Source organism: Streptomyces sp. BBFR2, from assembly GCF_044497305.1.
In the GTDB taxonomy this organism is placed as follows: Bacteria; Actinomycetota; Actinomycetes; order Streptomycetales; family Streptomycetaceae; genus Streptomyces.
The window spans coordinates 4,507,126-4,521,146 of record NZ_CP172415.1; the positions used below are offsets into that span (position 1 = coordinate 4,507,126).

Genomic DNA, 14,021 nt, shown 5'->3' on the forward strand with positions numbered 1-14,021 from the left:
TCGGCTGAACGGGCGGCTCATGGCCTGGCGGGCAGCCCTTTCCTCAGTGGGCAGCCGGTGAGGCGCCGGGCGTCTCTTGCCTCAACGGGCGGGTTTCGGCCCGGTGGGCGGCCCTTGGCCCAGCGGACAGCGCAGCTCCGGAAGGGCGCGGTTCGGTGAGCAGCACACCAGCGCCAGGGAGAGGAACGCCGGACGCTCCAGGTAGAAGCCGTGGGCGACGTCGCCGCCCTGCCCGAGCCGTTCGGCGGCGCTGCGGGCCAGGGCCGCCGCCCGCGCGGGCGCCCGGTCCGGCGCCGACGCGAACCGCGGCCCGTACGCGGCGAGCCGCTCCCCGAGCCAGCCCGCCGCCTCCTTTGGCCCGTCCCAGGTGCCGCGCACCAGCACACCCGGCTTGACCAGCCAACGTGCCGTCTCCAGCGGCGGCAGATCCACGACGGGGAACTCCGCCGCCACCTCCTTGTACCGCCGGATCAGCTCCGGCCCGCCGTCCGCCGGCGGCGGCTCGGGATACGGCGGCCGCCGCAACGCCTCCTCGTCGAAACGCTGCTTCGGCCCGGTCCATACGTAGGCGTGGAAGTGCAACGGAGCTTCCTGGGAAGGGAATCGGGGCGGCCGGTCAGGCCGAAACGGTGAAACGGGCCGGGTCGATGCCCGCCGCGGCCAACTCGGCACCGGTGAACCGCAACGGCTCCGCCCCGGGCCGCTTGCTGTCCCCCAGCGCCCACACACCGGGCCCGATCTCCGCGAGCGTGGCGCAGGACTCACCGTCGGGATGGGTGCTGCCGCCGCAGGCCTTCCGGAATGTGATGCCGTCCAAGGGAAGTGCGTAAAGGTCGGATGCGGACATGGGGTGCCTCCCTGTTGTGGAGTTCGCGGCGTTTTTCGCCGTGAATTCATCATCGGGACGTGGCGGTGGTGAAAAAAGACCTAGTTACGTTGACGCATAAAGCCCTGGGCGGTATCCGTGAGGAACTCCGTGGCGGCATCTCCGGTGCGGGAATGCGACCAGAAGAGGTCGAACAGGGAAAGGTGCTGGGATATGTCCCGGGGGTCCCGCAGTACGACTTCCCCGGAGAAGAGTTCGACGGTGACGAGCCGGTCGTCGTAGATGACGAAAATGTTCATGGGTGTTCCGGGAACCTCGGCCGATTGCGGAATCACTCCCAGGTGAACGTTCGGCTTCTCGTTCACCTTCGCCATGTGGGCGCACTGCGCGGCCATGACGTCCGAAGCGGCGCGACGCCACCGGACGGCCTGCTCGGTCATCAGGAAGAAGAACGACCGAGAGGTGTCGTCCAACACCCGCTGGCGCTCCATGCGGGCATCAACCGCCCTGGTCACGTCACGGGCGGGAGCGCTCTCGACGGTGGGCGACAGCGTGGCGACCGCGTAGTCCCGGACGTGCAGAAGTCCGGTGGGGACAGCCGGGAGGAAATGCCTCATCTCCCGTGAGGAGGATTCCAGGGCCTTCAACTCCGCCTGTTTGCGGTAAAGACCCATACGGGCGTAGGTGCGCCACGATGCGTAATCGACATTCGCCCGGCGGGCGAGCCGCAGTATCTCGTCGGCCACTTCGGCGGGCACCGCCAGGGCCTTCAGGATGCGTTCGACATCCATGACGGTCGGCAGGGCCCGACCGGTCTCGATGCGGCTGATCTTCGTCTGGCTCATGTTGCAGCGAAGGGCCAGGCGCTCGCCGCTCAAACCGGAAGCACGGCGGAGGCTCCGGAGAGCCCCCGCCAGATCCTTACGCTCCCGTCCCTGCTCCTCAGGCTCGATCGACACTAAAAGGAACTGCGCTTTCGAGTGCCAGATCCCGCCATGCGAGGTATTTGTCGATGTCCGGGTCCTGGATCAGCTCCCGGTTGATCTGCGTGCCGTCGGCACGGTAATTCAGATGCACCACGGTGGTTTCGTCGAAAAGCCAGAAATCCTGTTCCGGAAGTCCCGGGTTCGGAGTGTCCGTCAGATCAATGATCCGGTAGTCCTCCCCGGCCGCGACATTTCCGGGGATGCCCCATTCGAACAGATAGCGGCTGTAGTCGGTCAGCGGCCGCCGCACGATCTTGGCCCGCGTCATCGTGCGCCCGGCCGACATGTGGCCCCGGATCAGGCCGTGCCACCGGGCGTTGAAACCGTCCGGTCGCGGCTCTCCGGCGAGGAACGCCCGCAGCGTCTCCGCCTCGCCGGGCATCGTGTACGTCTGATGGACCTCCAGGCGGAACGCGGAGCGCTTGAAGTCCCGCGAATACGCCCGCCATTCCTCGCCGTCCAGGAAGATCGGACTAGAGCCAGCCACGGACACGGGCGGCCTCCTTCAGAATCGTCTCGGGAATCAGGACCACCGACTCGCCCTCAGGCGTCCGCCGGGCCACGTCGTACCCCTGAACTGCCAGCATCAGAGGGTCCGCCGTCTCGTACACGGTCGGGCAGTCGCCGTCGCCGCACGTGTCATCGTCCCCGCCGCTGCACGGCCCGCCCGCGATCATGCGTAATACGTCCACGGAACTCCCCCTCAGGTCTCGGTGATCAGCAAGGTACGGAGCCCAGCCCCCGCGCCACAAGAGCAGCGGGCCGTCAGTCACGTACTCGCATAACTCAGGGGCTGTGAGGCGCGGTCATACGGCGCTGACCTGGGATGAGGGCGGCACTCTCACCACGCGGCCCCCTCACAACGAAGCCGGCGCCGCCCGTCGCAGATGGTCCAGGTTGACCGCGTCGGCCATCGCGCGGAAGCCCTCGTCGCTGGGGTGGAGGTGGTCGCCGGAGTCGTAGGCGGGGCGGAGGCGTTCGGGGGACCAGGGGTCGCGGAGGGCCTTGTCGAAGTCGACGACCTCGTCGAAGACGGAGCCGGAGCGGATGGTCGCGTTGACCTTGCTGCGGACCGCTTCGAGCTTGGCGTTGTAGCCGCGGTGGCCGCTGAACGGGGTGAGGGTGGCGCCGGTCACCCGCAGACCGCGGGCGTGGGCGTCGCGGACCACCTGCCGCATCCCGGCGATGATCTTCTGCGGGTCGTACTGGCGCGGCGTCTTGAGCAGGTCGTTGATGCCGGTCTCCACCACGACCGCCTTCACCCCGCTGCGGGAGAGCGCGTCGCGGTCGAAGCGGGACAGCATGCTGGGGCCGTTGTTGGGGGAGAAGCGGGAGCCGTCGACGAGCAGGCGGTTGCCGCTGATGCCCTGGTTGAGGACGCCGTAGCGGGGGGCGCCAGGTTCGGTGCGCAGGCGGGTGGCGAGGAAGTCCGTCCAGCGGTGATTGGCGCCCGCGGTGGAGGTGATGCCGTCGGTGATCGAGTCGCCGATCACCACGACCGCGCCGTGCGCCTCGTTGCTCCACACGTCGACGCCGGTCAGATAACGCCAGTACGGGCTCTGCTCGGTGTACGCGGCGCCCGTCGTGTCCTCCGTACGGTCACCACGCGCCAGGTACGACGTCTGCCGGGCGTACGGGTGGTACGTGGCCGGGCCGGACGGCGACGGGGAGTACGTGGTGACCAGCAGGTCCGCGTCCTGGGGGACGGCCAGCCGGACCGGGTCGCTGGTGACCGCGCCGCCCGCCGGGATGGTCACCGCCGGGCGGCCGCCGAAGGCGAGGCGGCGCATCGTGCCCGCCGCGGCCGTCGGGTCGCTGGGCGCCGCGGCCAGCGCCAGGGAGGCGTGGCTGACCGGCAGCGGGCGGGTGCCGTAGAGGTTCGACAACTGGATGCGGGCGCGGGAGCCGCCGACGCTGGTGTGCACGACGTTCCGGATCGACATGCCCGCGTAGCCGTCCAGGGTGCCCGGCTCCGCCGCCGCCGCCGACGCCGACCACGTACCGACCCACTGGCCGGAGACGGCGGGCGCCGCCGGGTTGCGGGACCGGCCGGTGGCGGTGTCCCAGGACCGGCCGGTGCCGCCGAAGCCGACGAAGATGGCGGTCGAGACGAGCACCACCACGGCCGCCAGACCGGCGAGCAGGGCGTAGCCCACACTTTTCTTCATGCGGGGCGGATCTCCTGGGACGGCGGAGCCGCGGGCTCCGGGCGGGCAGGGGCTGCCGGGCGCGTCGGCTGCCGCCGCCTTCGCCGTGCGGAAGGCGGCGGACCTGGGCATCCGGCGATCAGCGGCACCGTTGCGGTCCGATCGGTCCCGCCATGATCCCACGGCGGACCCGGGGGGCGCCCGGCGCCCTTCGCGCGCCCCTCCTGGTGGGGACGCGCGGGGCCCGCGGTGCGTTCCCGCGGTGGATACCGGGTGGGTCACAGTTGACGCAGACGGCCGGACGCCGCCGGGACACGGCGGCGGCGCGGCCGGTCCGCGGTGCGCCGCACCGCGGGATCCGGGAACGGGTGGAGTGGATGGAACGCACGCAGACGACGTCGGCGCCGCACGCGGCCCAATCGGCCGGCACCGGCCCGGGAACCGCCGCCGACCAGGAAAGACGCCGGGCCGTACGGCGGATGAAGACGCTCGCCACCGGCCTGCTGCTGGGCGTCGCGGTGCTCTACGCCCTGGCGAAATGGGCCGGGACGGCCGGCGCCGGGGGCTGGACCGGATACGTCGCCGCGGCCGCCGAGGCGGGCATGGTGGGCGCGCTGGCCGACTGGTTCGCGGTGACCGCGCTGTTCAAACGGCCCATGGGGCTGCCCATCCCGCACACCGCCATCATCCCCACCAAGAAGGACCAACTGGGGCAGAGCCTCGGCGAGTTCGTCGGGGAGAACTTCCTCTCCGACGAGGTGGTGCGCCGCCGGCTGCGCTCCGTCGGCATCGGCCGCCGCCTCGGCGGCTGGCTGGCGGAGCCCCGTAACGCCGACCGGGTGACCGCCGAACTGTCCACCGCGCTGCGCGGCGCGCTGACCGTGCTGCGCGACAGCGACGTACAGGCGGTCGTGGGGGAGGCGATCACCCGGCGGGCCGACGCGCAGGAGATCGCGCCCGGACTCGGCACCCTGCTCGGCAAGATCGTCACGGACGGCGGTCACCGGCGGGTGGTGGACCTGGTGTGCGCCCGCGCCCACGACTGGCTGGTCACCCACGGCGACTCGGTGATGAGCGCGGTCTCCGGCGGCGCGCCCGGCTGGACACCGCGGTTCGTCGACCGGAAGGTGGGCGACCGGGTCTACAAGGAACTGCTGCGCTTCGTCACCGAGATGCGGGACATGCCCGAGCATCCGGCGCGCGGCGCCCTGGACCGCTTCCTCACCGACTTCGCCGCCGATCTCCAGCACGATCCGGACACCCGGGCCCGCGTCGAACGCCTCAAGTCCGAGGTGCTCGCCCGCGACGAGGTGCAGGACCTCATCACGTCCGCCTGGACCGCGGTCCGCACGATGATCGTGGCGGCGGCGGAGGACGAGAACAGCGAACTGCGGCAGCGGGCCCGCGCCGCCCTCCTCTCCCTCGGGCAGCGCCTCGCCCGGGACGGACGCCTCCAGGGCAAGGTCGACGGCTGGCTGGAGGGCGCCGCCGTCTACGTCGTGACGACGTATCAGCACGAGATCACCGCCCTGATCACCGACACCGTCGCCTCCTGGGACGCCGAGCAGACCTCCCGCAAGATCGAGGCCCACATCGGCCGCGACCTGCAGTTCATCCGGATCAACGGCACCGTGGTGGGCGCACTGGCCGGACTGTGCATCTACGCGGTGTCGCGGGCGTTCGGGGGGTGAGGACGGCCCCGGGCGCCTGAGGGCGGTACGGGGCCGGGGCCCGGTGGGGGAGTGGGGCCGGGGCGCGCCCGGCGCCGGGGCCGTACGCGGCCAGGGCCGTACGGGGCCGGGGCCGGCCCGCACCCCGCCGACCGGCCGTGCGCCGGGCCCGCGCCTGACGCCGGGCCCGCGCCGCGCCCGTGCGTGATCGCCCGGGCCCGGTGGCGCGGCCGGGTCCGCCCCGCGCCCGGCGGAAGCGGGCGTCCCGCACCCGTCCGCACCCCTGGTGACCTCCGTCCGCACCGTCTACCGTGCCCGCGTGCAGGGGTCCTGGGAGCGGGCGGTCGCGGTGCGCGGGCGGCGGGCGCCGGTGCGGGCGGTGCGGGTGGCCGCCGAGGCGGTGGTCACGTGCGGGGTGGTCCTGCTGCTGCTCGTCGTCCATCAGCTCTGGTGGACCAACCGGCAGGCGCGGGACGCCGCGCGGGACCGCGTCGGGCAGTTGGAACGCCGGTGGGCCCGCCCGGAGCACCCGCCCGCCCCGCCGCCCGCCGGAGCCACCGGTACCGCACCGGCGACCGGGCCCGCACCGGACACCACCGCGCCCCGCGCGGCCGCCCGGCCCGCGCCGCCGCCCCGTCCGGACGCCGGGTACGCGGTCCTCCGTATCCCCCGGCTCCGTCTGGCCGTCCCGGTCGCCGAGGGCACCGGCCGCGCCGCCGTCCTCGACAAGGGGTACGTGGGGCACTACCGGGGCACCGCGCAGCCCGGCGGCGCCGGAAACACCGCGCTCGCCGGGCACCGCAACACCCACGGCGAGCCGTTCCGCCACCTCGACCGGGTGCGGCCCGGCGACACCGTCCGGATCGACACCGCCGACGCCGTCCACACGTACACCGTCCGCGCCGTGCTGCCCCGCACCACCCCCGGCGACACCGGCGTCCTCGCGCCCGTACCGCGCAGCACCGTCCACCCCGCGTACGGCTTCACCGCCCCGGGCGCGTACCTGACCCTGACGACCTGTACGCCGGAGTTCACCTCCACGTACCGGCTGATCGTCTGGGCGGTGCTGCGCGGCACCGAGCCGCGCTGACGTGCCTGCCGCCGGGCGCGGGGGAGCGCCTAAGCTCTCGCCCCGTGCGAAACCAGACACCCGGCGGCGTGCCCCCGGGCTCCCGCAAGCGCCCGGCGCTGCTGTGGCTGCTGCTGCCCTACGTCCTCTTCCTCGTCGCGTTGCCGCTGGTCAACCGGCTCACGCCGACGGTGTTCGGGCTGCCGTTCCTCTTCTCCTGGATGCTGCTGGCGACCGTCGCGACACCGGGTGCGGTGTGGCTGGCGCGCCGCGGTGACCTGCGGCGGGGGCAGCGATGAAGGCCACCGTCGCCACCTCCGTCTTCGGCGTCTTCATGGCGCTGACCCTGGCGCTGGGCCTGCTGGCGGTCCGCGCCCGCCGCGGCGGACGCCGCGAACGCGGGCTCGCCGAGTGGTCGGTCGGCGGCCGCAGTCTGGGCACCGTCTTCATCTGGGTGCTGATGGCCGGTGAGAGCTACACCAGCTTCAGCTACCTCGGCGCCGCCGGCTGGGGCTACCGCTTCGGCGCCCCCGTCCTCTACGTCATCGCGTACATGTCCTGCGGCTACGCCCTCGGCTACGTCGTCGGGCCGATGCTCTGGGCGTACGCGCGGCGCCACGGACTGGTCGGCATCACCGACATCGTCGCCCACCGCTACGGCCGCCCCTGGCTGGGCACCGCCGTCGCCCTCTTCGCCACCGTCTGCCTGCTGCCGTACATCCAGCTCCAGATCACCGGCATGGGCGTGGTCGTCTCGACGATCTCCTACGGCGCGATCAGCCTCAACTGGGCCTACTTCCTGGGCTTCGCGCTGACCACCACCTTCGTCGTGGTCAGCGGACTGCGCGGCAGCGCCTGGGTCTCCGTCCTCAAGGACGTCCTGGTCATCGCCACCCTCGGCTTCCTCGTCGTCTACGTGCCGCTGCACTACTTCGACGGGTACGGCGACTTCGTCCACCGGGTGGTCGCCGAGAAGCCGCAGTGGCTGACGTTCCCCGGGCACGAGTCGGGCGGTCTCGGCCAGGGCTGGTTCATCTCCACCACCGTCGTCAACTCCCTGACCGTGGTGATCTTCCCGACCACCGTCGCCGGCTACCTCGGCGCCCGCAGCGCCGACACCCTGCGCCGTAACGCCGTCTATCTGCCGGCGTACAACGTGCTGCTGTTCGTGCCGGTGGCGCTCGGCATGGCGGCGCTGTTCGTGGTGCCGGGGCTGACCGGCGCCGCGTCCGACCTGGCGCTCTTCAAGCTCGTCACGGACTCCCTGCCGGCCTGGGCGGTCGGGGTCATCGGGGTCGCCGCGGCGCTCTCCTCGATCGTCCCGATGGCGGTGTTCATGCTGGTCATCGGCACGATGTGGGGCCGCAGCGTGTTCGGCGCGCGGTCCGGCGGCGGGGCGGGCACGGGCCCGGAGCCGCCGCTCGACGGCCCGGCCGGGCGGCGTCAGAAACGCTGGTCGCAGCTTGTCGTGGTCGCCGCCGGGACCCTCGCGCTGCTCCTGACCTACTTCGCCCCGCAGACCCTCGTCCGCCTCTCCCTCATCTCGTACGAGGGCATGGCCCAACTCGTGCCGATGCTGCTGCTGGGTCTGGTGTGGCGACGGCTGACCTGGCAGGCGGCGGTCTCCGGAGCGGTGGCCGGTATCGCCCTCGTCTGCGGGGCGGTCTTCAGTGGCCACGATCCCCTCTGGGGCGTCAACGCGGGCCTGCTCGCCCTGGCCCTGAACGTCGCGGTCGCCCTCACCGTCACCCGTTTCGGCCCGCGCGCCCGCGACCCCCGCCCGGACACCGAGGTGCTGGCGCTGGACGACGAGTTCCCGAGGGCGGGGGAGCGGACCGGCGCGGGGGAGACGGCGGCGAAGGCCGGGTGACGGGGGAGCGGGGCGGGGCCGCGCGCCGGGCCTGAGTTCCGGGGGACCGGCCCGTGCCCCGACGTGGCCCGTGCCACAGCCCGGCCGCCCGTCGCCCGAACCGCCCGCCCCCTGGTTACCCTGGCCGCGACGACAGACCCCGCGCCGCCGTGGCGCGGGCCGCGCCGGGTTCCGGTGCGGTGACCGACGGCCGTGAGGAGGCGCCCGGTGGCCCGTATCGCCGAGATCTGGCGGCTCCACACCTCCGCCCTGACCCTCCTCGTCGTCGGACTGCTGCTGGCCGAGAGCGGCCTGGCCACCGCGCTCACGGCCGCCGCGACCACCGGCGCCATCCTGCTGCTGTGCCGGGCGTTCCTCCTCGGGCTCCTCGCCGGATGCGCCCGGCCGATGCCGCCGGGCCGGGTCCGTACCGCGATCCGGGACCGTGAACGGCGCACCGCCTTCCTGCCGCAACGCGATCCGGACGCCGCGGGCCGCCCGCGGCCCCGGGCACCCGGCCGCGCCCTCCCGACGGCCGCGTAGACGCACCGGGCAGCCGCCCGCACCGCCGCCCGCCGGGCCCGTTCGCGGAGCCCGGCCCGTATCCGGAAGAGCCCGCCACGGCGACGCCGCCGGGAACCGCCCGTACCGGGTGAGGCCCGCGCTTACGCCCTCCGGCGCGCCCTCCCGATCCCGGAACCGCTCCGTGAGCGCACGGCTTCGCCCACAGCGCCCGGCCGTCGCCGGGACCGTTCCGACCGCATCGCCCGGCCCGTACCCACGGGCCTTCCGCGCGCGGCCGGACCGGCGATCCGGCCAGGGCACCCGCACCCGCGTCCCGCACGGCCCGTCACGCCGCTTCCCCATCCGGCACGACGAGACCCGTGGAGGGCTCACCCATGTCTGTTTTCGGTCCGCTCGGCACGCTGCTGGCGCACGGCGCCGAGGCGCTCACCCCGCTCTTCGGCGCCTCGGCCACGGCCGCCGCCATCGTCCTGTGCACCCTCGCGGTCCGCGCCGCACTCCATCCGCTCGCCCGCGCCGCCGCCCGCGGCGAACGGGCCCGCGCCGCCCTCGCCCCGCAGCTCACCGCCCTGCAGCGCAAGCACAGGAACGATCCGGAGAAGCTGCGCCGGGCCACCACCGAGCTGTACGCCACGACCGGCGCCTCCCCGCTGGCCGGCTGCCTGCCGTCGCTGCTCCAACTGCCCGTCTTCTTCGTGATGTACCACCTCTTCTCCACCGGCGGCGCCGGGCTGCTCGGCCACACCCTCCTCGGGGCGCCGCTCGGCGGCCACTTCACGCAGGCGCTGGCCGACGGTGGCCCGTTCGGCCCGCACGGTCTGGTCTACCTGGGCCTGTTCGCACTGGTCGGAGCCGTCGCCACCTGGAACGTCCGGCGGGCGCGGACCGCGGCGGCCCGCCGGCCGGAGGCCACCGCCCCCGCGCTGCCGGGCGGCGCGGCCCTGACCAAGGCGCTGCCGCTGCTCTCGTACGCCACGCTGCTCACCGTCGCCGTGGTGCCGCTCGCCGCCGCGCTGTACGTCGTCACCACCACCGCCTGGACGGCCTGCGAACGCGCCCTCCTCCACCGCGACCGGCCCGCCGCGGACCCGGACGGCGACGTCCGGCCGGACGCGGTGCCCGCCCGGACCTGACCGGACCTGACCGGGACGGCCGCCGCCCGCGCCGGGACGGGCCGCTGGCCGCGCCCCCGACCGTTCCCGTACGGGAACACCTCCCGGCCCCGAGCGGTGTCCTGTTCCTGTGCGGGCACGGTTTCGGCCCTCATGCCGTACGCCGTTCCCGTACGGGAACGCTTTCCGGCCCCGTGTTCCAGTACGTGGACGGGGGTCTTGCGGAGTGGGCGGGGTTCTTGGACGATCGGCCAATTGCTCGATGGCCGTCCCCATCGGCCGGCCCGGGAGGACCCTTCCGGGCCGACCTTCGACCACGGGAGTGGTACCGATGAAGCTGCTGCGTGTCGGACCGACAGGGGCGGAACGCCCGGCGCTGCTCGACGCGGACGGGGTCCTGCGCGACCTCTCCGCGCTGGTGCCGGACATCGACGGGACACTGCTCGCCGACGAGGCGGCACTCGCCCGCATCCGTACGGCGTCCGGTACGGGCGAACTGCCCGCCCTCGACGCGGCGGGGCTGCGCACCGGCCCGCCCGTCGCCCGGATCGGCAAGGTCGTGTGCATCGGGCTGAACTACCACGACCACGCCCGCGAGACCGGGGCGGCCGTCCCCGAGGAGCCGATCATCTTCCTGAAGGCACCGGACACGGTCGTCGGCCCCGACGACACGGTGCTGGTGCCCCGGGGCGCGGAGAAGACCGACTGGGAGGTCGAACTGGCCGTCGTCATCGGCCGCACCGCCCGCTACCTCCCGGACGACGACGCGGCGCGCGCCGCCATCGCCGGGTACACCATCGCCCACGACGTCTCCGAGCGCGCCTTCCAGATCGAGCGCGGCGGCCAGTGGGACAAGGGCAAGAACTGCGAGACCTTCAACCCGCTGGGCCCCTGGCTGGTCACCGCCGACGAGGTGCCCGACCCGCAGAACCTCGGGTTGCGGCTGTGGGTCAACGGCGAACTGCGGCAACGCGGCACCACCGCCGAGCAGATCTTCCCGGTGGCCGAGACCGTCCGGTACGTCAGCCGGTTCATGACGCTGTACCCGGGCGACGTCATCAACACCGGCACCCCGGCGGGCGTGGCGATGGGCCAGCCGGAGCCCAAGCCGTACCTGCGGGCGGGCGACGTGGTCGAGCTGGAGATCGACGGCCTGGGCCGCCAGCGCCAGCAGCTCAAGGACGCCTGAGACGGGAGGCGGCGGGGCACCGGCCTCGGGGCGCGTTGTCCGGAGGGGTGCCGGGGGCCGGACAGGGGCCCGGGGAGCCCCGGCGGGGTGCGCAGGGGGCGCTGTCCGGCGGGGCGTTGGCCAAGGTTTCGCCTCTGAGAGGCGTTGCCTGACGGGGTGCCGGCCCGGGGCGGGCGGTCTGAGTCCGTGCCCGGGGCGCGCGGTCCGGAGGCCGGACCACGTGGTCCGGGGTGAGCCGCGCGCCACGTGCTCCGGCGGGTGAGGCCCGGCGTGGTCCGTGATGTGGTGCCCGGGCGTGTCGCTACGGCAGATGGTCCCTCCGGGGCCCATCTGCCGGTCGGTTTTCGGCGACGCGCCCGGGTGCTCATCCGCGCGCGCGGATGTCCTCCGCATAGTGCCCGGCATGCCAGGAAAGCAGAAAAGATGGTTGAGGGCGGCGCTGGCCGCCCTGGTCGGTACGGCGCTCGCCGCACTGCTGGGGCTCGGTGCCGCCGTGGTGTTCGCCGATCCCCTGCCGGGCGGGCTCGGCCCCTGCCTGGGGAGCGGCTGCCCCGGCTCCTACAACGACCCGAACAACGGCCCGATCGCGGGCCGGGACGAGAACATCAACATCTACGTGGGCGGTGACTACCGCGTCGGCGGCTCGGCCGCCGAGGCCGAGGGCAAGATCGTCACCCTCGGCGATTTCTCCATGAACAAGACCGGCGGCTCGGGCGTCTACAACGTCGGCGTGGTCGGCGTCGGCTCGCGGGTCCCCCCGCCGAACGGTTCCGATTTCCTCACCGTCGGCAACAACGTCACCATCGCACCGGGCCAGCGCCTCCTCGCCGAGGAGGGCTCCACCTCCGGTGTGGTCAAGTACGGCGGGACGCTCAGCGGGACCGTCAGCCCGAGCGCCGTGCACGACCCGGCGGCGGCCGACCCCTACCGCAACCTGCGCGGACAGTTGACCGAGTCCAGCGTGTGCTACGCCCGCGTCGGCGGGGAGCAGCGCCCCGCGACGGGCACCGCCGTCAACCAGGGCTACCAGACGCTCTTCCGCGGCGACGGCACCTCGCAGCTCCAGGTCTTCAACGTCGACTTCGACATCGCGTCGGCGAGCGGCGGTGACCAGGGCATCGCCTTCGAGAACATCCCCGACGGCGCGACCGTCCTCGTCAACATGCTCGGCACCAGCCGCACCATCAGCACCTACATCGGCCACGACCTCCAGCCGACCGGCATCCGCGAGCGGCTGCTCTGGAACTTCCCGGACGCGACGTCGGTCACCTTCAAGGGCAGCGCGCAGTTCCAGGGCGCCGTCCTGGTCGGCCCGCAGTCCAGCCTGACGACGGTCACCGTCCCCGGTATGAACGGCCGCTTCTTCACCGCCGGTTCCCTGGACCACCTGGGCACCAGCGGCTCGGAATTCCACAACTACCCCTTCACCGGCGACCTCCCCGACTGCGCCCAGACCCCGTCCCCGACACCGTCACCGACGGAGCCGACGGCCACGCCGACGGAGCCGACCGCGTCACCGACCGAGCCGACGGCGACGCCGACCGAGCCGACCGCGTCACCGACTGAGCCGACGGCGACGCCGACCGAGCCCACGGCCACGCCGACGGAGCCCACGGCGACACCGACGGAGCCGACGACCGGTCCCACGGAGCCGACGAGCCGGCCGACCGAGCCCACGGGACGTCCGACGGAGCCGACCGGTCGCCCGACCGAGCCGACCACCGGTCCGACGGAGCCGACGAGCCGGCCGACCGAGCCCACCGGGTACCCGACTGAGCCGACGGCGACGCCGACCGAGCCCACCGGCTACCCGACGGAGCCGACCGGCTACCCCACCGAGCCCACCGACCATCCCACAGAGCCCACCTGGCACCCGTCCGGGCACCCCAGCGCCTCGCCGAGCGACGGCCACGGGGGCTGGAGTGACGGCGGGACCAGCGGTGGCGGCCACGGCCACGGCTCCGGCGGTGGTGACGGCGGCCACGGCGGCGGCCACGGCGGCGGCCATGGCGGAGGTCACGGCGGCGGCCATGGCGGAGGTCACGGAGGTGGTCACGGAGGTGGTCATGGTCACGGCTATGGACACGGTGACGACGAGCTGGCCGCCAGTGGTGCGAGCAATCCCTGGCTGATCGGCTCCGCCACCGGCGCGCTGGTCATCGGAGCGGCGCTCATCCTGTTCATCCGCAACCGCCGCACCAACTGATCCCCCCGTCGGCCGGCCCCTGAGCCCGGCCGCCCCTCACCCGGGGCCCCGGTCACAGCCGTGACCGGGGCCCCGGCATGGCTGGCGGGCAAGGAGCAGAGGTCAGAGGCAGCGCGGCGGGGCGGGGGCCGAGCAGGGCTTTCCACTGGGCGGCGGATACGGGCCTGACGGCTCGGGCTCGGCCCCTGCGGGCGCGGTGCCCGGCCCGGGTGCCCAGGGCCCGGACGCCCGACTCCGGCCGCCCGGATGCCGGCCTCCGGCCGCCCGGACCTGGGAAGACCGGCCCTGGCGACCCGGACCTGGGAAGGCCGGGCCGGACGCCCGGCCCGCGGAGTCCAGGCCGGGCATCCGACTCCGGTCACCCGGACCTGGGAGGTCCGACTCCGGTCACCCGGACGTGGAGGTCCGACCCCGGCTCCTCGGCCCCGATAGGCCCGGGCTC

At 73.6% G+C, this 14,021-nt stretch carries 14 protein-coding genes; 8 read left to right on the forward strand and 6 right to left on the reverse strand.

Features of this window, described 5'->3' with window-relative positions; translation table 11 throughout:
* Positions 1 to 81 precede the first annotated feature (81 nt).
* The 6 genes from ACGH2B_RS18320 to ACGH2B_RS18345 form a co-directional block, all read right to left on the reverse strand.
* Positions 82 to 582 (reverse strand): hypothetical protein, encoded by a 501-nt coding sequence (locus tag ACGH2B_RS18320; RefSeq protein ID WP_399090510.1) that lies wholly within the window; start codon positions 580 to 582, stop codon positions 82 to 84.
* A 34-nt stretch (positions 583 to 616) separates the two neighbouring features.
* Entirely contained in the window at positions 617 to 847 is a 231-nt protein-coding gene (locus tag ACGH2B_RS18325) for a DUF397 domain-containing protein (protein WP_399090513.1), read from the reverse strand.
* A gap of 80 nt (positions 848 to 927) precedes the next feature.
* The gene (locus ACGH2B_RS18330) at positions 928 to 1,785 is read right to left on the reverse strand and encodes a helix-turn-helix domain-containing protein (protein WP_399090516.1); all 858 of its coding nucleotides are present in this window, start codon (positions 1,783 to 1,785) and stop codon (positions 928 to 930) included.
* A complete protein-coding gene (locus tag ACGH2B_RS18335; protein ID WP_399090519.1) occupies positions 1,769 to 2,299 on the reverse strand; it encodes a DUF6879 family protein in 531 nt (176 codons plus the stop codon). Before ACGH2B_RS18335 ends, ACGH2B_RS18330 begins: the two co-directional genes overlap by 17 nt.
* Positions 2,286 to 2,504, reverse strand: coding sequence for a hypothetical protein (locus tag ACGH2B_RS18340; RefSeq protein ID WP_399090522.1), 219 nt, complete (start codon positions 2,502 to 2,504; stop codon positions 2,286 to 2,288). Before ACGH2B_RS18340 ends, ACGH2B_RS18335 begins: the two co-directional genes overlap by 14 nt.
* Before the next feature lie 165 nt (positions 2,505 to 2,669).
* Positions 2,670 to 3,980: an SGNH/GDSL hydrolase family protein gene (locus tag ACGH2B_RS18345; RefSeq protein ID WP_399090524.1), complete on the reverse strand. Its 1,311-nt coding sequence runs from the start codon at positions 3,978 to 3,980 to the stop codon at positions 2,670 to 2,672.
* 356 nt (positions 3,981 to 4,336) lie between these two features.
* Between ACGH2B_RS18345 and ACGH2B_RS18350 the strand changes: the two genes are divergently transcribed.
* The 8 genes from ACGH2B_RS18350 (at position 4,337) to ACGH2B_RS18385 (ending at position 13,579) form a co-directional block, all read left to right on the forward strand.
* Complete coding sequence (locus ACGH2B_RS18350) at positions 4,337 to 5,650, forward strand: DUF445 domain-containing protein (protein ID WP_399090527.1); 1,314 nt, start codon at positions 4,337 to 4,339, stop codon at positions 5,648 to 5,650.
* Positions 5,651 to 5,948: 298 nt separating this feature from the next.
* Positions 5,949 to 6,719, forward strand: a complete 771-nt coding sequence (locus ACGH2B_RS18355; RefSeq protein WP_399090530.1) for a class E sortase — start codon at positions 5,949 to 5,951, stop codon at positions 6,717 to 6,719.
* Positions 6,720 to 6,763: 44 nt separating this feature from the next.
* Entirely contained in the window at positions 6,764 to 6,997 is a 234-nt protein-coding gene (locus ACGH2B_RS18360) for a DUF3311 domain-containing protein (RefSeq protein ID WP_399090533.1), read from the forward strand.
* A complete protein-coding gene (locus tag ACGH2B_RS18365; RefSeq protein ID WP_399090536.1) occupies positions 6,994 to 8,568 on the forward strand; it encodes a sodium:solute symporter in 1,575 nt (524 codons plus the stop codon). The genes ACGH2B_RS18360 and ACGH2B_RS18365 overlap by 4 nt, the downstream gene beginning before the upstream one ends.
* A 207-nt stretch (positions 8,569 to 8,775) precedes the next feature.
* Positions 8,776 to 9,090 (forward strand): DUF6412 domain-containing protein, encoded by a 315-nt coding sequence (locus tag ACGH2B_RS18370; RefSeq protein WP_399090539.1) that lies wholly within the window; start codon positions 8,776 to 8,778, stop codon positions 9,088 to 9,090.
* Positions 9,091 to 9,446: 356 nt separating this feature from the next.
* Complete coding sequence (locus ACGH2B_RS18375; RefSeq protein WP_399090542.1) at positions 9,447 to 10,205, forward strand: YidC/Oxa1 family membrane protein insertase; 759 nt, start codon at positions 9,447 to 9,449, stop codon at positions 10,203 to 10,205.
* Positions 10,206 to 10,515: 310 nt separating this feature from the next.
* Positions 10,516 to 11,373 (forward strand): fumarylacetoacetate hydrolase family protein, encoded by an 858-nt coding sequence (locus ACGH2B_RS18380; protein WP_399090545.1) that lies wholly within the window; start codon positions 10,516 to 10,518, stop codon positions 11,371 to 11,373.
* A 403-nt stretch (positions 11,374 to 11,776) separates the two neighbouring features.
* Positions 11,777 to 13,579, forward strand: coding sequence for a choice-of-anchor A family protein (locus tag ACGH2B_RS18385; RefSeq protein ID WP_399090548.1), 1,803 nt, complete (start codon positions 11,777 to 11,779; stop codon positions 13,577 to 13,579).
* The last annotated feature ends 442 nt before the right edge of the window (positions 13,580 to 14,021 follow it).